At 40.5% G+C, this 18,301-nt stretch carries 17 protein-coding genes, 6 tRNA genes and 1 pseudogene; 17 read left to right on the top strand and 7 right to left on the bottom strand.

From position 1 onward, the window contains the following. The first annotated feature begins 1 nt into the window (after position 1). A complete protein-coding gene (locus U5K72_00465; protein ID MDZ7717274.1) occupies positions 2 to 1,360 on the top strand; it encodes a gluconate:H+ symporter in 1,359 nt (452 codons plus the stop codon). A 210-nt stretch (positions 1,361 to 1,570) separates the two neighbouring features. Here the strand turns inward: U5K72_00465 and nuoK are convergent, their stop codons facing one another. From nuoK to U5K72_00450, 3 genes are all read right to left on the bottom strand, one after another. Further along, positions 1,571 to 1,873: an NADH-quinone oxidoreductase subunit NuoK gene (gene nuoK / locus U5K72_00460; protein MDZ7717273.1), complete on the bottom strand. Its 303-nt coding sequence runs from the start codon at positions 1,871 to 1,873 to the stop codon at positions 1,571 to 1,573. Continuing rightward, a complete protein-coding gene (locus U5K72_00455; protein MDZ7717272.1) occupies positions 1,870 to 2,391 on the bottom strand; it encodes an NADH-quinone oxidoreductase subunit J in 522 nt (173 codons plus the stop codon). Before U5K72_00455 ends, nuoK begins: the two co-directional genes overlap by 4 nt. Before the next feature lie 77 nt (positions 2,392 to 2,468). Beyond that, a complete protein-coding gene (locus U5K72_00450; protein MDZ7717271.1) occupies positions 2,469 to 3,284 on the bottom strand; it encodes an undecaprenyl-diphosphate phosphatase in 816 nt (271 codons plus the stop codon). Positions 3,285 to 3,453: 169 nt separating this feature from the next. On the opposite strand from U5K72_00450, the gene U5K72_00445 reads away from it, so the two are divergent. Together U5K72_00445 and U5K72_00440 are read left to right on the top strand one after the other, a co-directional pair. Next, complete coding sequence (locus tag U5K72_00445) at positions 3,454 to 4,452, top strand: MoxR family ATPase (GenBank protein MDZ7717270.1); 999 nt, start codon at positions 3,454 to 3,456, stop codon at positions 4,450 to 4,452. A gap of 582 nt (positions 4,453 to 5,034) precedes the next feature. Beyond that, positions 5,035 to 5,289 (top strand): hypothetical protein, encoded by a 255-nt coding sequence (locus tag U5K72_00440; protein MDZ7717269.1) that lies wholly within the window; start codon positions 5,035 to 5,037, stop codon positions 5,287 to 5,289. A gap of 76 nt (positions 5,290 to 5,365) precedes the next feature. Here U5K72_00440 and rpsA read toward each other — a convergent pair whose 3' ends face one another. Together rpsA and cmk are read right to left on the bottom strand one after the other, a co-directional pair. Then, the gene (rpsA, locus tag U5K72_00435) at positions 5,366 to 7,303 is read right to left on the bottom strand and encodes a 30S ribosomal protein S1 (protein MDZ7717268.1); all 1,938 of its coding nucleotides are present in this window, start codon (positions 7,301 to 7,303) and stop codon (positions 5,366 to 5,368) included. Between the two features lie 53 nt (positions 7,304 to 7,356). Next, positions 7,357 to 8,022 carry a (d)CMP kinase gene (gene cmk / locus U5K72_00430; protein ID MDZ7717267.1) on the bottom strand — a complete coding sequence of 222 codons (666 nt, stop codon included), beginning with the start codon at positions 8,020 to 8,022 and terminating at the stop codon, positions 7,357 to 7,359. 127 nt (positions 8,023 to 8,149) lie between these two features. On the opposite strand from cmk, the gene rpsT reads away from it, so the two are divergent. The 3 genes from rpsT to U5K72_00415 all read left to right on the top strand — a co-directional run bounded on the left by rpsT (position 8,150) and on the right by U5K72_00415 (position 12,658). After that, the gene (gene rpsT, locus U5K72_00425) at positions 8,150 to 8,404 is read left to right on the top strand and encodes a 30S ribosomal protein S20 (protein MDZ7717266.1); all 255 of its coding nucleotides are present in this window, start codon (positions 8,150 to 8,152) and stop codon (positions 8,402 to 8,404) included. A 2-nt stretch (positions 8,405 to 8,406) separates the two neighbouring features. Beyond that, positions 8,407 to 9,912 (top strand): 2,3-bisphosphoglycerate-independent phosphoglycerate mutase, encoded by a 1,506-nt coding sequence (gene gpmI / locus U5K72_00420; protein MDZ7717265.1) that lies wholly within the window; start codon positions 8,407 to 8,409, stop codon positions 9,910 to 9,912. A gap of 79 nt (positions 9,913 to 9,991) precedes the next feature. Then, entirely contained in the window at positions 9,992 to 12,658 is a 2,667-nt protein-coding gene (locus U5K72_00415; GenBank protein ID MDZ7717264.1) for an ATP-dependent Clp protease ATP-binding subunit, read from the top strand. 294 nt (positions 12,659 to 12,952) lie between these two features. Here U5K72_00415 and U5K72_00410 read toward each other — a convergent pair whose 3' ends face one another. Then, complete coding sequence (locus U5K72_00410; protein MDZ7717263.1) at positions 12,953 to 14,056, bottom strand: hypothetical protein; 1,104 nt, start codon at positions 14,054 to 14,056, stop codon at positions 12,953 to 12,955. Between the two features lie 70 nt (positions 14,057 to 14,126). Here U5K72_00410 and U5K72_00405 point away from each other — a divergent pair, with 70 nt between their 5' ends. The 7 genes from U5K72_00405 (at position 14,127) to U5K72_00375 (ending at position 16,119) form a co-directional block, all read left to right on the top strand. Then, positions 14,127 to 15,095, top strand: coding sequence for a glycosyltransferase (locus tag U5K72_00405; GenBank protein ID MDZ7717262.1), 969 nt, complete (start codon positions 14,127 to 14,129; stop codon positions 15,093 to 15,095). A 100-nt stretch (positions 15,096 to 15,195) separates the two neighbouring features. Beyond that, positions 15,196 to 15,269 (top strand) — tRNA-Pro (locus U5K72_00400). 90 nt (positions 15,270 to 15,359) lie between these two features. Continuing rightward, positions 15,360 to 15,433, top strand: a tRNA-Arg gene (locus U5K72_00395). 72 nt (positions 15,434 to 15,505) lie between these two features. Continuing rightward, positions 15,506 to 15,576, top strand: a tRNA-Cys gene (locus U5K72_00390). Positions 15,577 to 15,667: 91 nt separating this feature from the next. Beyond that, positions 15,668 to 15,740 (top strand) — tRNA-Glu (locus U5K72_00385). A gap of 101 nt (positions 15,741 to 15,841) precedes the next feature. Next, positions 15,842 to 15,915, top strand: a tRNA-His gene (locus tag U5K72_00380). 131 nt (positions 15,916 to 16,046) lie between these two features. After that, positions 16,047 to 16,119, top strand: a tRNA-Glu gene (locus U5K72_00375). A 15-nt stretch (positions 16,120 to 16,134) separates the two neighbouring features. Here the strand turns inward: U5K72_00375 and U5K72_00370 are convergent. Beyond that, positions 16,135 to 16,443, bottom strand: a complete 309-nt coding sequence (locus U5K72_00370; protein ID MDZ7717261.1) for a hypothetical protein — start codon at positions 16,441 to 16,443, stop codon at positions 16,135 to 16,137. Between the two features lie 140 nt (positions 16,444 to 16,583). On the opposite strand from U5K72_00370, the pseudogene U5K72_00365 reads away from it, so the two are divergent. The 4 genes and pseudogenes from U5K72_00365 (at position 16,584) to U5K72_00350 (ending at position 18,272) form a co-directional block, all read left to right on the top strand. Continuing rightward, positions 16,584 to 16,997 (top strand): annotated as a pseudogene (locus U5K72_00365) (VOC family protein). A gap of 138 nt (positions 16,998 to 17,135) precedes the next feature. Further along, the gene (locus U5K72_00360; GenBank protein MDZ7717260.1) at positions 17,136 to 17,510 is read left to right on the top strand and encodes a DUF1801 domain-containing protein; all 375 of its coding nucleotides are present in this window, start codon (positions 17,136 to 17,138) and stop codon (positions 17,508 to 17,510) included. 30 nt (positions 17,511 to 17,540) lie between these two features. Next, entirely contained in the window at positions 17,541 to 17,753 is a 213-nt protein-coding gene (locus tag U5K72_00355) for a hypothetical protein (protein MDZ7717259.1), read from the top strand. Between the two features lie 126 nt (positions 17,754 to 17,879). Continuing rightward, positions 17,880 to 18,272 carry a nuclear transport factor 2 family protein gene (locus U5K72_00350; protein MDZ7717258.1) on the top strand — a complete coding sequence of 131 codons (393 nt, stop codon included), beginning with the start codon at positions 17,880 to 17,882 and terminating at the stop codon, positions 18,270 to 18,272. Positions 18,273 to 18,301: the final 29 nt, after the last annotated feature.

The following is an 18,301-nucleotide window of genomic DNA, read 5'->3' as shown; positions in this document are numbered from 1 at the left end:
TATGGAAAATTTTCAGCTATTAGCTGCTACCATTCTTGGAATTGCACTCCTCCTGCTTTTAATAACAAAATTTAAAGTTAATGCTTTCATCTCCCTGCTCATTGCCAGTGTTTTTGTAGGCATTGGTGCCGGAATGCCCGCCACAGATGTGCTTACCAGCATGCAAGAGGGAATGGGCGGAACATTGGGTTTTGTGGCAACTGTAGTGGGTCTTGGAGCCATCTTCGGACAGATCCTGGAGCACTCCGGCGGGGCAGAATCAGTAGCGCGTACACTCATTCGTAAGTTTGGGCGCGATAAAGCCTCCTGGTCAATGGTTTTCACCGGATTTGTTGTAGCTATTCCTGTTTTCCTGGATGTTGGTTTTATAATTTTAGTACCGCTCATCTACGCACTCTCACGAGATACGGGTAAATCACTCCTCTATTATGGAATTCCTCTTCTTGCCGGTTTGGCCGTTACTCATGCATTTATTCCCCCAACTCCCGGTCCTATTGCCGTAGCAGATATTTTGGGTGCAGATTTAGGATGGGTGATACTGTTTGGCTTTATTGTTGGAATACCTACAGCGATCCTTGCAGGACCTGTATTTGGAAAATATATCGCGAATAAAATTCATGTACCTGTTCCGGATTATGTGGAAATGGTTGAGCATGAAGAAGATCAAGATGAAGATCTACCCTCTTTCACCCTTCTACTCCTGATTATATCAGTACCGTTGATTCTTATTTTAGGCAATACCATTACAGAAGCACTTCTTGACCAGGCCGTGATAGAACCACGATTTTGGACAGAAGCTGTCATTTTTATCGGGCATCCATTTAGTGCTCTTACAGCTGCCGTGCTTATTGCCATGTACTGGTTGGGGGTTCGAAGAGGAACAACCCGGGAACAACTATCTGAGTTGAGTATGGAAGCGATGAAGCCTGCGGGTGTTATTATTTTGATTACCGGTGCCGGTGGCGTTTTCAAACAAGTTTTGGTGAACAGCGGCGTAGGTGAAATGCTGGCAAACGGTATGGCCGATTTTGGATTGCCTCTTATAGTCCTGGCATGGTTAATTGCACTTGCGGTCCGGGTGACTCAAGGTTCAGCCACTGTGGCAATGATTACGGCTGCCGGAATCCTCTCACCAATTCTAATCTCTTTTGATGTAAGCGAGCCGCACAAAGCCCTGATAGTTTTAGCAATTGCAGCAGGCGCAACAACTTTATCTCATGTTAATGACAGTGGATTTTGGCTGGTGAACCGATACTTTGGAATGAGTGAAAAGGATACCCTAAAGTCATGGACAGTCATGGAAACGATTATCTCTGTGGTTGGCTTTGCCCTTGTGTTTGCTCTGAGTTTTATCGTTTAATAACAACGTTTAAGGAAGTAGTCGTATTTGTTTCTTATTACATTCAAAGTAGTGGGTTTGAATGTAATAAAACTCCACCTTCAAGAGCTCTCATATTTATTCTGTATTGCAATTTTCTGTCAAGTTATAAGAGGAAAGCCTTCACAATTACATAGCAAACCCACAGAAAAACTTTAGAAAAGAGTAACGGCTTATCTAATGTTGCAGCTATTACCAACGCAAGAGATTAACCTGCGTGATATCTACAGATAGATTGTTTCTGAAGATAGCCAGAATAATAGCAAGCCCAATAACAGCTTCCGCGGCGGCTACTGCCAGGGAAAAGAATACAAGTATTTGTCCGGTTACATCTCCATGGAAAGAACTGAACGATATAAGTGTCAGATTGACTGCATTGAGCATCAATTCCACACACATAAAGATCACAATTGCATTTTTTCGAATAAGTACGCCAATCAAACCAATAGTAAAAAGAACTGCACTTAATGCTAAATACCAATCAATCTCAATCATTCTGATACTCCGTTATTACTTTTTTTGTATTGCGCAATCATAAGTGCACCAACAACTGCTGCGGTTAGCAGAATAGCAGTCATTTCAAATGCAAACAGGTAATCTGTGTAGAGCACATCGCCAAGTGCTTCAACTGTACCGGCCGTTTGCATATCGGGTGAGATTTCAGGCAGAAATTCAACCACACCTTCCAGGCTGTAAAGAATCAGGCTGAGAACGACTACCCCAAGAAGAAACGCTGAAATATATTTGGCGCGTACTTTACTAAAAAGTGATTTTTCATCATCCAAATTCAACAACATAATGACGAAGAGAAAAAGCACCATAATGGCACCTGCATACACTAAAATTTGAATCAATGCCAGAAATTGTGCTTGCAACAACAGGTAAATCCCAGCTATGGAAACCATGTTGAGTACCAGAAAAAGTGCACTGTTTACAGTGTTTTTGTTGAGAACCATTCCCAACCCCGACCCGATAGCCAGAACCGCTAAAAATATAAAAGTAAATGTATCCATTCTTATTGTTTAATTATACAAGCGTTAAGGTACCCAAATTTAAAAATGCCATCAAGCGAATTGAGGCTTTTTCATTATTAAAAAAAATAGATCAACCCTACAATGCCCACAACCCAACAGTAGTAGGAAAAATAATAGAACTTAGCATTCTTCAACAATCGCACAAGATAACTAAGAGCCAGGTAACCGGAAATAAAGGAGGTAAAAAACCCAGCTACAAGTGTTATAACAGCTGCTGTTTCAATACCAGTTTCCATCAGGTCTAACAAAGCGAGCAGCATTGCACCGGCAAGAACAGGTAAAACCATCAAGAAAGAAAAATTGGCAACTTCTTCTCGCCTCATTCCGGAAAAAAGTCCAATCGAAATTGTTGATCCAGCACGACTTATTCCGGGAATAATAGCAAAGGCCTGGGCTATTCCCATCAATAAGCTGCGAACTCCGTTTACCTCTTTTTGAGGTTCTGTTACAAATTTTGTTGAAAATAGAAGTGTGCCAGTCACTATCAACATACAGGATACAAAAAACGGGTTCATAAAAAGTTGTTCAATGTTATCCTGCATCGTAAAGCCTACAATCATGGCCGGAACCATACTAATCAGAATAAACAAGCAAAATTTTACATTAGAGTTAGTCTTATACAAACCACTTTTTAAACCCCGTGGCGTAACACTTTTAAACAGATCACCGAGAATTTCGGAAATTAGTTTTCGATAGTATAATACAATACTACAAAATGAACCGAAGTGAACAACAATCTCAAATGTAATACCTGTTTCAAGTTCTCGGCCAAAGAGCGATTGAGCTAACACAAGATGGCCGGAACTGCTCACGGGAAGAAACTCAGTAATACCCTGTAGAATCCCCAAAAAAATTGCTTGAAATAAATCCATTTATAAATCTGTTATAGCCGGTATGACAACCTTCTAAAAGTTTTGAAATTTATTGTTTTGAAGGATCAAAATTTTGCAGCTGATCATTATTATTCGTTCATTATAAACCGCTTTTAAGAGTTTGAAAAGATAGCAATTTGAACATCAACATCTAACTGAAATTTGATATATGAGTACTTCTGTTGATATGCAGGCGCTGGGTGAAAAAATTGAAAAACACAGTGCATTTATTGATGATATTTATTCTGAACTAAATAAAGTAATCGTTGGTCAACGTTACATGATTGACCGCCTCTTGATTGGACTTCTGGCCGATGGGCACGTGCTTCTTGAGGGTGTCCCGGGACTTGCAAAAACTCTTACAGTTTCTTCGCTGGCAACAGTCATTAACACAAAATTTCAGCGAATCCAGTTTACACCCGACCTTCTTCCCGCAGACTTGATCGGTACACTGATTTATAATCAGAAAGAGATGAAATTTACGGTAAAGAAAGGACCGATTTTTTCAAACATTGTTTTGGCAGATGAGATCAACCGTTCGCCGGCAAAAGTTCAAAGTGCTTTATTGGAAGCGATGCAGGAGCGGCAGGTAACTATTGGAGAAGAGACGTTTAAACTTGAAGTGCCATTTCTTGTTCTTGCCACCCAAAATCCTGTAGAGCAGGAAGGAACATACACACTGCCAGAGGCCCAGGTAGACCGGTTTATGTTAAAACTGAAAATTGGATATCCGTCTAAAAGCGAAGAACTTGAAATTATGCGGCGAATGGCCAAAACCGGGAAGAAAATGGAACTGAAGCACGTAGTAACTCCGGAACAGATCCTGGAAGCTCGAAAAGTGATCAACGAAATCTATGTAGATGAAAAAGTAGAACATTATATTGTGGATCTCATCTTCGCGACCCGAAACCCCGAAGATTACAATATCACTGAGTTGGATGATTTAATCTCCTTCGGCGCATCACCGCGTGCTTCGATTAATATGAACCTTGCTGCTCGAGCTCACGCATTTATGCAGCACCGTGCTTATGTAACCCCGGAAGACGTTAGAACAGTAACTCTTGATATTTTACGCCATAGAATTATTCCAACCTTTGAAGCGGAAGCCGAGAATATAACCACGGAAGATATCATCAAAAAAATTCTTTCTAACGTACAGGTTCCATAAATTCTCTTTCTTCAAAAGACTGTTCTTATCTGGTGTGGTCAAATTCAATTTTGACTTAACTAATCCCGTTTCGTTGTCTCATTACTTGATTAACAGCTAAAGATCATTCAATAAAAGAACAGGTTCTGCATAGAATTCGGGCATTTTCTGTAGGCTCTATTCTTCTTTTTAATTTATCTCCTCCTTTGAGTACTTTTACATCTATATTTTTTTCTTTCCTATACCAATTTAACACGGATAACGCGTTTACCGGTTGACCAGAAAAGTGACCATGAAGTTTTTGCATTTCCCATCACATCGGGCGGAACTCCTTTTGAGCGGTAAACGTATCATAGATATAACTTTAACAGCATTGTAGACTGTCATCATTTTCATTAAACTGATCAAGAAGAATGTAGAGTAACCTGTAAATATGGTATTGAATTGTATATTAGCAGATATATATTTAATTATTTTTTAATTGACACTTTTTAAAAAATTAAAATATCTATTTTAAAATATTATACTTGACATAAGGCAATTTTAAGTATTTCTTATTTATAGTGTCTATAAAATTAGATCGTAACTCATAATTATAAAATTATGAAAATTAACATTGTACCAAGATCTAAAATTAAGTTTTCAAGAAAAAGCAGATCTAAGTACCAAAAATTACGGGAGGCCATCTCTAAGCTCAAACCAGATGGTGATGCAATACGGGTTGAATATTCTACAAATAAAGAGTTGAACTCAATACGGAATGTAGCTTACACCTACAACAGGAAGACAGGCAGTAACGTAAAAAGTACAACAAATGCTTCTAAAGATGCTGTGTTTTTCTTTATAGAAGAGCAGTAGGAATCTCTTTTAAAGATAAAAAAAAGGCCTCCTGTGTAACAAGAGGCCTTTATCAATAAATATTGAGTAGCGTAACTTAGTTATCGCCGTTCTTCTCTTTTTCAGCAAGTTTATCTGCCAATCCAGAAACTTCACCTAAAGTAGGTGTTCCTGTTTCAACATCCTCAGGTTTCTTGGATGGTTTTTTAGATTTTGGCTTTTTCTTCTTCACATCCTCTTCAAGTTGTGAAAGTTCGATAGTCTTGCTTGACTCTTCAAACTCAACGACAAAACCTTCAATCTTATCGCCTTCGTCGAAGCTTTCTTTCAAGTCTTCAACAGGTTCTTCAAGCTTACTTCCGGCAAGAAAAGCGTCAACGCCCAGATCCAATTTCACAAACATTCCTTTGTCGGTGATCTTGGAAATTTCGCCTTCTACTTTTGAGCCGATTCCGTACTCTTCCGCGTATTTCTCCCACGGATTTTCCTGTACTTGCTTGTGTCCGAGTGTGATTCGCCGGTTGTCAAAATCAACAGCCAGAATTACAACCTCAATCTCTTGCCCTTTATCGACAACCTCGTTCGGGTGCTCAACTTTTTCAGTCCAGCTCAGGTCAGAAACGTGGATAAGTCCGTCAATTCCCGGCTCGAGCTCCACAAACACACCAAAGTTAGTGAGGTTTCGAATTTCTCCTTTGTGGGTTGATCCAATTGGATACCTGTCCAGAAGATCTTCCCAGGGATCTTTCTCAAGCTGCTTCACACCAAGAGAAATTTTCTTCTCATCTTCGTTAATATTCAGAATCACACATTCAATAATGTCGTCTTTCTGAACCAATTGTGATGGGTGCTTAATATGTTGAGTCCAACTCATTTCACTAATGTGAATCAAGCCTTCAACACCTTTCTCAAGCTCTATAAATGCACCATAATCGGCAATGGAAACCACACGTCCCTGAACTCTCATGTTCTCGGGATATTTCTCAAAAATATCATCCCATGGATGTGGCTGAAGTTGCTTCAATCCGAGAGAAACTCGTTTCGATTCTTCATCAAAGTCGATAACAGCAACGTTCATTCGCTGATCAAGTTTAACGATCTCTTCGGGATGTTCAACACGGCCCCATGAGAGATCTGTAATGTGCAATAATCCATCTACACCTCCAAGGTCGATAAAGACACCAAAGTCGGTAATATTTTTCACGATGCCTTCGAGAACCTGACCGGCTTCGATGGTTTCGAGAATTTCCTGGCGCTGATCTTCAAGGTCAGATTCGATAAGAGCTCTGTGTGAAACAACAACGTTTTCAACTTGCATGTTGAGCTTCACAACCTGGAATTCCATGGTTTTGCCAACATACGCGTCGAAGTCCCGAACAGGGCGAACATCAATTTGTGATCCGGGAAGGAAAGCGTCAATTCCAAATACATCTACGACCATACCCCCTTTAATACGCCGCTGAATATATCCCTCAATAACTTCACCGGTTTCATAAGAGCTTTCAAGGTTTTCCCAGGCCTGGAGAATGTCTGCCTTTTTACGGGAAAGGATCAACTGACCTTCTCTGTCTTCAACTTTATCAAGAAAAACTTCTACTTCATCACCCGGTGCAAGGTTTTCTAATACTTTATCTGAAAATTCGTTTGCCTGAACAATACCTTCGGATTTAAATCCGATATCAACGATCACATATTTTTCATCAACAGAAACAACAATTCCTGTAACAATCTCTTTTTCTTCAATTTCACTGAGTGTATTCTCATACATACCGGCCAGCTCATGAAACTCTTCATCTGTATAATCTTCAGATGCAGCCTGGAGTTGATCAAATGTGTAGGTATCTCCATCTACCTCGCCGGTAAAGGTTGGTATCGATTCTTCAGATCTCTCTCTGTCTTCTGTTTCTTCTTCTTCGGTTGCTTCTTCTGCAACGGCTTCTTCACTTTCGGTTGTTTCTTCAACTTCCTCTTCAGTTGCAACAGCAGTCTCAACTTCTTCTTGTTGTTCTTTGTTTTTGTTTACGTCTTCTGTCATTTAATTACCTGTTAAATACTACTGCATTTCGACTTTCGAAATACAGGGTTTAATTATTGTTTTAGTTTAAGTTTCTTTCTGATAATAGTAGTCATTTCCTTCAGTTGTTCTTCAAATGTCTTGCCGGTCGTATCAATTAATATTGCATCTGCATCTTTTTTGAGCGGATCGGCAGCCCTGTTGCTATCTTTGTGATCTCTTTCTATTAAGTTAATTTTTACTTCTTCAAAAGAAATATCAGATCCAACAGAGATCAATTCGCGATATCGCCGCTTAGCCCGTTCTTCCAATGATGCATCCATGTAAAATTTCAAATCCGCGTTAGGAAATACAGCTGTTCCAAGATCCCTTCCATCCGCTATATATGTGTCATGCATAACAAGCTTTCTCATATATTGATTCACGAAGATTCGGGCTTCCGGTTTTGCCGCTATCTCACTTACATGATTTGCAACTCGCTGTGTCCGAATTTTATTTGTGATATCATTTCCATTCACTTTTACATGAAACAGTTGATCACGATATTCGGTTTCCAGGTTAACCTCCGGCAACATGTCAAAGAACTCCGATAAATCAGGTTTATCGTTGTTTAACCACAGAAAAGTAAGTGCTCTGTATAAAGCACCCGAATCGAGATATTGAATATCGAGCAATTCGGCTAATTTTTTTGCGGTAGAACTTTTGCCGGATCCTGCCGGCCCATCGATTACTATGATCATATCAGAGAACAGCTAAATTAAATTTTTTATACTTAATATTCAATCCCTTCTTGTAAGTTGAATACAGAAGCGTTAATTTTATGATTCTGTAAACAAAAAGAGTATTTATAAATTTTATTAATTCGTTATGCCACAGCATAAATCAGCTATCAAACGAATGCGCCAAAACAAGAAGCGCAGATCACACAACAACGCACGTCGTTCTAAAATGCGAACGCTTATAAAAAAAGTGATGGATTCTACTGACAAAGAACAAGCTGAAAAGCATTTAAAAGATGCAGTAAGCTTAATTGACAGACTGGCTGTAAAAAATATAATTCATCCGAATAGAGCAGCACGAAAAAAATCACAGCTTACTACTCACGTAAATAATCTATCGTAACATTGTCTAAAGCCCTTCTTGTTATACTTGACGGTTTCGGAATTGCCGAGAATCCAGAAGTTAGTGCCGTTGAAAAGGCCAGTAAACCATATTTTGATTCTCTCATTAAGAAATATCCCCATGCACAACTCTCTGCAAGCGGAGAAGATGTAGGATTACCAGACGGCCAATTTGGAAATTCCGAGGTGGGACACCTTAATATAGGAGCCGGGCGCATTGTATGGCAGGAACTTTCCCGGATAAACAAATCCATCAGAGACGGAGAGTTTTTCGAAAATGAGATGCTGACCGAGGCTTTCGAAAAGGCCAGAGAAAAAGGAAAAATCCATTTTATGGGGCTTTTTTCGGATGGTGGAGTTCACAGTAATAATGAACACCTGTATGCCCTGCTCAAGATGGCAAAGAAATACGATCTTGAGAACGCTTTTGTCCACGCTTTTACCGATGGGCGAGATACCTCTCCCCACGGCGGTGCAGAATATTTGAAAAAGTTTGAGAAGAAAGCCGACAATATTGGCGTTGGAAAAATTGCTTCCGTTATCGGACGATATTATGCAATGGACCGCGACAACAGGTGGGAACGAACTGAGAAAGCATACGATCTTTTGATTCATGGAAAAGGAGAGGAAGTTGATGAAGCATCAGAAGTTTTTGAGCAGAGTTATGAAAACGATATAACGGATGAGTTTCTTAAACCACACTTAATAAATACACCTGAAAACAGCCGAATTGAAAAAGGCGATGTAGTTGTATTCTTCAACATTCGGGGAGATCGAGCACGGCAGATAACAAAAGCATTCTTCCAGGTTGGAGATATTCCTTTTGAAATGGAGAATCTGGACCTCCATTATGTTACTTTTACCGATTATGATGATACATTTAACTCGTTTGCTCATGTGGCCTTCCCTCCTACCCGTTTAAAAAATACAATCGGAGAGTTTGTCAGCGCAAAGGGACTAAAACAGCTTCGGATCGCCGAGACAGAGAAATACCCACACGTTACTTACTTCTTTAATGGCGGTGAGGAAACACCCAATGACGGAGAGGAACGGATTATGGTACCAAGTCCTAAAGTTGCAACCTACGACCTGCAACCTGAAATGAGCGCTGCTGAAGTTGGTGATAAAGTGGTACAGGGATTGAAAAATGATTTCAGTCTTGTCATTGTAAATTTTGCCAATCCCGATATGGTTGGACATACCGGCGATATGGAAGCCGCCATAAAAGCTGTGGAAACAGTTGATGAACAACTCAAAAAAGTAACTGAAGCAGCTACGCAAAATGGCTATGAAGTTTTGGTTATAGCCGACCACGGGAATGCTGATTGCATGGTTCAGCCAGACGGAAGTGCGCATACAGCTCATACTACAGCCCCGGTACCTGTTGTACTTGTTTCAGAAAGAAATACTGAGCTCAAGAATGGTATTCTGGCCGATGTATCCCCAACTCTTCTAAAAATAATGGATCTGGAGCAGCCAGAAGAGATGACCGGTACTTCGTTGTTTTAAAAAACAATTCACTTCTCGATTTATTCCAAATTCCTTTTTAATTGTTTGCATTTGCATTTTCACCATACTACTTTCGTAGGTGAATGAACTAAAAAACTACTTCACTCGTTACCGTAAAAAATTAGTAACGACAAATCTTTTAGGTCCCACTATGGAGGGTAATTTTTCAAGTAAAGTTCGTGATGTAATTCAATTCAGCCGAGAAGAGGCGCTCCGGTTAGGCCACGATTATATTGGCACCGAGCATCTCATCTTAGGAATTGTTCGATTAGGCGACGGTGTTGCCATTCGAATACTGAAAAATTTGAATTGCGATCTATTTAAGCTCAAAAAAACTATTGAAGACACAGTCCGGGGTACCGGAGGTACGGTTACTGTGGGAAATATTCCTCTCACAAAACAGGCTGAAAAAGTACTTCGTATCACTTACCTCGAAGCAAAATTGTACAAAAGCGATACAATAGGTACAGAACATCTTCTGTTATCTCTCCTGAGGGATGAAGAAAATATAGCTGCTCAAATTTTACAGCAGTTTAGTGTGTCGTACGATGCTGTACGTGAAGAACTTGACATGATTATTTCCGGCAACACCCGGGATACAGATCAGTCTGACACCCGAACCGCAAGTTCTTCTACGCCGCCATCGTCATCTAAAGGTTCACAATCATCCGGTAGTTCACGAGAAAAGAAAATGGAAAAGTCAAAAACACCAGTATTAGACAATTTTGGCAGAGACCTTACTCAGCTTGCTGAGGATGGTAAGCTCGATCCGATTATTGGAAGAGAAAAAGAAATTGAGCGGGTGGCCCAGGTGCTGAGTCGCCGCAAGAAGAATAACCCTGTTCTTATTGGTGAACCGGGAGTTGGAAAAACCGCAATAGCCGAAGGTTTGGCAACCAGAATTAATGAGCGAAAAGTTTCGCGAGTTCTCTATGACAAGCGTGTGATTGCGCTTGATCTTGCTGCACTTGTGGCGGGAACTAAATACCGCGGCCAGTTCGAGGAGCGAATGAAAGCGGTTATGGGAGAATTGGAGAAGACAGAGAATGTTATTCTCTTTATCGACGAACTTCATACCATTGTAGGAGCCGGTGGAGCCAGTGGGTCATTAGATGCATCTAATATGTTAAAACCTGCTCTCGCACGCGGCGAAGTTCAGGCAATAGGTGCAACCACACTGAATGAATATCGGCAGTTTATTGAGAAAGATGGTGCATTGGAAAGACGTTTCCAGAAAATTATGGTTGATCCAACCACTATCGAAGAGACCCTTGAAATTTTAATTCAAATTAAAGGGAAGTACGAGAAGCACCACAGTGTTCGATATGAAAAAGATGCGATTGAAGCATGTGTGAAATTGACGGACCGATATGTGACCGATCACTTTCTCCCCGACAAGGCGATTGATGCTCTTGATGAAGCTGGTGCTCGTGTTCACTTATCAAATATTACAGTTCCCGATCACATTCTGGAGCTGGAAGATGAGATTGAAAAAACGAGCCAGGAAAAAAATTCTATGGTCAAAAAGCAGCGATTTGAAGAAGCTGCACGTCTCCGTGATACGGAAAAAAGGTTGATCGAAGAGTTAGATCAGGCTCAAAAAGAGTGGGAAAAAGAATCTGAACACATTGTTTATGATGTAACGGATGAAGATGTTGCATCGGTTGTTGCAATGATGAGCGGTGTTCCTGTTAACAAAATCAGCCAGAAAGAGGGACAAAAGCTCTTGAAGATGAAAGAAGAGCTTGGCAAAAGTATTGTTGGCCAGGACGAAGCGATCATTAAACTTACCAAAGCAATTCAGAGAACACGCGCTGGTTTAAAAGATCCGGCACGTCCTATCGGTTCATTTATTTTCCTCGGCCCTACCGGTGTAGGTAAAACCGAAATGGCTAAAGTACTTGCCAAATACCTGTTTGATAAGGATGAAGCCCTCATCCGAATTGATATGAGTGAGTACATGGAAAAATTCAGTGTATCACGTCTTGTAGGTGCGCCTCCCGGTTATGTTGGTTACGAGGAAGGTGGAATTCTGACCGAGAAAGTTCGGAGAAAACCGTATAGTGTAGTTCTTCTCGATGAGATTGAGAAGGCTCACCCGGATGTGTTTAATATTTTGTTACAGATCCTGGATGATGGAATTCTGACTGACAGCCTTGGCAGAAAAGTCGATTTCAGAAACACCATTATCATCATGACGTCTAACATTGGCGCACGTGATATTCGAAATATGGGCAAAGGAATTGGTTTCTCCACAGGAGAAGGAGAATTTGATTACGCTCAGATGAAATCGACCATTCAGGACGCTCTTAAAAAAGTTTTCAACCCTGAGTTTCTGAACAGGATTGACGATGTCCTCACGTTCAGGCCTCTCGAAAGGAAGGATATCTTCAAAATTATCGATATTCTTTCTGATGAGCTGTTCGACAGAATTCGAAATCTTGGATATGAACTCGAACTCACAAAAGGTGCCAAAGAGTTCATCACTGATAAAGGATTTGATCAGAAATATGGTGCACGGCCGCTGAGGCGAGCTATCCAGAAATATGTGGAAGATCCGCTTGCTGAAGAACTACTTGGCGTGGATCATCCCGAGGGATCACTCATCAAAATTAAGATGAATAAATCCCGTGATGGCCTTGCATTCGATTGGACTGACCCGGAAACACCTGTAGCTGAAAACACGAGCGAAGATGATGAACAAAGTTCTCCTTCGGAGGAATCAGAACAGGAAGCGAAAGCCTAATCTGCCCAAGTAAAACAGATCATTTTTGAAAGCACGTGGCCAATGGTCACGTGCTTTTTTTATGCCTTCTCTTTGCTGTTTAAAGTGAGCGAAGTAATCATGTTAAAACAAAGATTTATAACGCCAACGTAACTCATGGAGGGCTTTGCAAAACCGTGGTTATCGGTCAATCTGAACTCGATTCAGATTCTCCATTCGTCTTTATAGCCAGTATCTGGAGATCCTGAATCAAGTTCAGGATGACGGTCAGAGTTTTGCAAAGCCCTCTCATGAAGCGTCTCAGGAAAAAAGAATTTAAAAAGCTACATCAACAAACAGATCACGGTTTAATCCGGAAATTTCATAAGAATTAGAACCGGTTGTTATAATATCTAATCGACTCAAATCTAAAGTAGAAATTGAGAATGGTATCTCATCACGTGCAATTTCCCGCTGAGATATGCTAACAGCCGTAATCTCAGGTTCTTCAATCCTCAATCCATTTCGCGAACCACCGAGGGCGATGATCGTTTGAGCATCGGGATCATACCCTGCAAAAACAATGGAACTCCTGGATGATGCACTTCCAAGACGCTGGCCGCTTGGCACCTCATATACCTGTACCCTGCCGCTTGAGTAGATCGTCAGATGTGTCGCATTTTCACTCAACGTTGCCCCAATCAAATCTTCATCACTTGTAATTTGAAAAAGTTCGTTGCCAAATCGGTCATAAAGATAAACCATACCCCCAGCTGATCCTGCAGTTACAATCGAAATAAACTCACCATTTTTACTTACGCGAACATTCCTGATCTCATCTTCCCTGCTATTGAAAAACACCTCACTGTCCTGTTCGCCATAAACCAACTGAGCTCTCGATCCGGTTTCAGAGCCATACGCTATTACGGGGTTATACAGTACAATCGTACTTCCGGTTGGATCTGATACCAATTGGGATTCCTGTTCTCCTTCTGTACTCCCGGAGCTGTTGGATACCTGGTATGATGTCTCTCCTTTAGCATTCAAAAATGAAAAGTTAGCTACATTATCTCGCAATATAATTGCTCCATTATCAAACTGGTAAGTATCAATGGTATTATCAGATGGAGAGAAAAATTCAAGGTTCTGATCGACAAGTACATCGCCCACTGCGGTATAGCTTGTTAGGTTGATACCATTTCCCCTCTGCAAAAAAGAAGCTCTTTGGTTTGATGATGAAAACGACCATGCCTCTGGATTGGCAATTTGAGCAGACCCCAAAACAAATTGGCTGCCGGTAACTGTTATGGTGCCCTCCCCTGCTGTAAATGTGTTAGCCGTATAAGAACTCTGAGCCGGATCGGGTTCTATTACTAACGTTTGAGCAAATAGTAATGGTGAATAGCTTATTAAAATAAATACTGTGAGAAGAAACTTCATCGAATGAACCGTTAATGTTGTTATATTCAAATTCACTTAAAGAACGAGAATTTTGTAATGAAATGCATTGATGTTCTACTCCATTATTATACCGGTGTACAACCGACCGGTTGAAATTTATGAGCTTCTTGAGAGTCTGACTAAACAAACCTACACAAATTTTGAAGTTCTAATCATAGAGGATGGTTCCCAAAAAACTTCTGAAGATGTAGTTAAGAAATTTTCTGAATTATTGGACATCACGTATTACTATAAAGAAAACAGCGGACAGGGATTTTCAAGAAACTACGGATTTGAGAGAGCGGATGGCGATTATTTTGTAGTATTTGATTCAGACTGCATCATTCCGGAACATTATTTTGAAGCTGTAAATGAATTTTTGGCCCAACACTCTGTTGATGCCTGGGGCGGGCCTGATCGGGCTCATCCATCATTCTCACCTCTTCAAAAGGCCATCAATTTCAGTATGACCTCATTCCTGACAACAGGTGGAATACGCGGCTTAAAAAAGAACCTGGGAGGCTTCCACCCTCGAAGTTTTAATATGGGAATCAGCCGCGAGGTTTATGCAAAAACAGGCGGATACAAGATTACCCGAATGGGTGAAGATTTAGAGTTTAGCATTCGGATTATTAAACATGGATTTAAATCAGTTCTTATTGAAAATGCTTATGTCTACCATAAACGGAGAACAAATTTGCGTCAGTTTTTCTGGCAACTTCACTTTTTTGGGCGGGCTCGCATAAATATCCGAAGATTTTACCCCAATGAGGTAAAACCGGTCCACCTCTTCCCTACTTTGTTCTTTATTGGACTGATTCTCTCAATACTGTTCCTGGTTATGGATATGAATATTTTAAACCAGTTTTATCTGCTGTATGTACTCTACGCTGCTCTGCTTTTTATTAGTTCATTGATCCAGGAAAAAAATATCTTAATTGCCCTTCTATCGATTATCACGTCATTTACCCAACTTTCTGCTTATGCAATTGGATTCCTCTCCGAGCTGTGGAACGATGTAAAAGAATCTGAAATTTAACCCATTTTGAAATTGCAATCAGATTCAAAAACTTTTATCTTATGATTCTTTTGACATTCTGATACAGAAGAGCCTTGTCAGTTATTTTTGACAGGTATTTCGGGGAGTGGCGCAGGCCGGTAGCGCATTCGCTTTGGGAGCGAAGGGTCGCAGGTTCAAATCCTGTCTCCCCGACATTTAGGAAGGTTGAATTGTGAATGTTGAATTCATTGCGGGCGCGATTGTAATTCGCCATTCAACACTCTACAATCTTCATTCCAATTAGCGCCCATAGCTCAACTGGATAGAGCAACGGCCTTCTAAGCCGTAGGTTACAGGTTCGACTCCTGTTGGGCGTACGAAGGTTACTTGATTTGAATGATTGATAAACATTAATTTGTTATACAGATTATTCAGAGGCGAATTTACCAGGCGACATGGCCGAGTGGTTAGGCAGAGGTCTGCAAAACCTCGTACGGCGGTTCGAATCCGCCTGTCGCCTCTTTTTTTTTGAATTATTGATTTGAGATGTGAGATTTGAGATGTGAGATTATTCTTTCATTACTCAAATCTTAAGATCTCATTTCTGATTAGCCGCGTTCGTCTAGGGGTTTAGGACGCCGCCCTTTCACGGCGGTAACACGGGTTCAAATCCCGTACGCGGTACAAACCTTCGCAAAGCGAAGGAAATCACAAATTTCAATATCCAAATTCCAACGTAATCGCTTTTGGAATTTGTAATTTGATGATTGGAATTTTGAAGTATGGAGCTTGTAGCTCAGTTGGTTAGAGCGCCAGGTTGTGGCCCTGGAGGCCGTGGGTTCAAATCCCATCAGGCTCCCTTTTGAGATGTAAAATTCGATTGGCGCAAGCGTCTCGCTTGTGCCCAAAAATAAGAGCACGAGCGAGACGCTCGCGCTATCACATGCTGTGACGATCTGTTCTCACTACTCATATCTCAGCTTCTAACCTGCCGCGTTCGTCTAGGGGTTTAGGACGCCGCCCTTTCACGGCGGTAACACGGGTTCAAATCCCGTACGCGGTACTCTCCAAGATTATTTTAAACTGATTTCTTCCCATCATTTCCAAAAAGCCGTTCAAATCCGTAATAGGGTTTCAAAGGTATCAACTCAAAAGTAATGAGCCCGTTTTTAACGAGAGGCAGAGTTGATAATTTCTTTTTTGCCCGATCAACATCTTTTGCTTCCAAAATCAATACAGCTTCGGGTTTATCATCCCGGAAGTACATCTCACGGATAAATCCCTCCTTGTACAACTCCCATCCTTGTTTGGCTTCATCCCGCAGGTGCGGTACAAAATCTCTCTTGTTGAGTCCTGGTTTTTCTACTTCGATAGCTATAATTCGCATGGTGTTAAGTTTTGGCGGTTCATCCTTTCACCCAAAATTTACACGAATAGATTGTAAAGTTTAAACTTCAGCTGCTTCATAAAAACTGGAATACGGATTTTATAAACAGAAATATTTTTTATTGACAATCATACTCAACCATGGATATTCGATTTAACAGTAGTTCTCCCCTAAATAATGATCAAATCAAGAATATAAATGGATTTCCAAAAATAACAACCTGCCTTTGGTTTGATGACCAAGCCGAAGAAGCAGCCAAGTTTTATACCTCCATCTTTAAAAATTCAAAGATCTTGAAAACCAGTTACTATGGCAATGTGGGCCATGAAATTCACAGACAAAAAGCTGGCACTGTATTAACGGTTGATTTTGAGCTCAACGAACGCTGTTTCCAGGCGCTGAACGGAGGTCCACATTTCAAATTCAATGAAGCGATTTCGCTGGTTGTAAATTGCGAATCCTAGAAAGGGATCGATTATTACTGGGAAAAACTCCCAGTCGATCCACAAGCCGAGCAATGCGGATGGCTAAAGGACAAATACGGGTTATCCTAGCAGATTGTGCCAACCATGATTGAAGATTTGATGAGCGGTCCGGCCACTGAAGAAAGCGAACGAATGATGGATGCTATGCTGAAGATGAAAAAACTGGATATTGCTGAACTTCAAAAAGCCTATGAGAAAAGTTGAACGATGTCAACAAATAAATCAAAAACAATTGATGATTATATAAACACTTTTCCGAAAGATGTTCAGAGAAAATTGCAGAAAATCCGGAAAACAATCCAGAAAGCAATTCCAGAAGCCAATGAGGAGATGAAATGGAACCGGCCGGCTTTTGTAGATGGCAGAATTTTAGTGATGTTCGGAGGGTTCAAAAATCACATTGGGTTTTACTCTACACCCAGTACCCTGGAAGAGTTTGAAGACGAACTAAAGAGTTATAGAACAGGGTCAGGCTCTATTCAATTTCCATATAATGAGCCGCTTCCAACCGAGCTGATCACCAAAATTACCCAATACCGGGACTGGGAAAGCAAAAAGAAAGGCGTGAACTGGAAATCTTAGAAACATAAACATTAGCCTTATCATTGAATTATGACGAAAGAACTATGGCTGAATCTTCCGGTAAAAAACCTTGAAAAATCTAAAGAATTCTTCGCTAAAATCGGTTTCTCATTTAAAGACCGGGAAATGGAAAACATGATCGCGATGGAATTAGGCGAGAAAAAAGTGCCGATTATGCTTCTTGATAAAAGCACATTTAAAATTGCTTCGCAGCATGAAATTACGGATATTCGGCGGCTGTGAATGGTTTGATGAAATCAGCAGACGGAAAAATCTATGCGTTTTGTGATATTTATTCCTTCGATGGATTCTCGGACCCAAAGATCAAAGAGATGACTTCATATGCAATTGAAATAGACGAGTAGAGCTATGAGTATCAAAGTTATAGTTGAAGAAGATTGTGGAAATGCACCGAATAAAATCCTGCTTCGGGACTTTAAAACGGCTTTTGTCAACAAGGATCTTGATGCACTGTCAAACTATGTGACGAATAATATTACCTGGCAGATCATGGGAGAAAAGAAGATCAAAGGAATAGACAACTTTAAAAAGTATCTCGATGGGATGGATAGTACAACGATCACAGAACTCGAGCTCAATCATATCATTACGAATGGAAAATCCTGCGCAATGGAGGGAATTATCCGCCGGAAAGACAGACCAAATAATTCGTTTTCTGAAGTTTATAAACTACGAGGCGGCAAAAATCCAGCTATCAAAGAAATGACTTCTTATGTGATTGAAGTAAAAGCTGAGTCTTAACTCTTCAAAACTTTTTATTCCTCGGAAAT

It is taken from the genome of Balneolaceae bacterium (genome assembly GCA_034521495.1).
Classification (GTDB): Bacteria; Bacteroidota; Rhodothermia; order Balneolales; family Balneolaceae; genus Rhodohalobacter.
The sequence above is the reverse complement of the archived record's forward strand: the minus strand, read 5'-3'. Positions and strand labels throughout refer to the sequence as shown.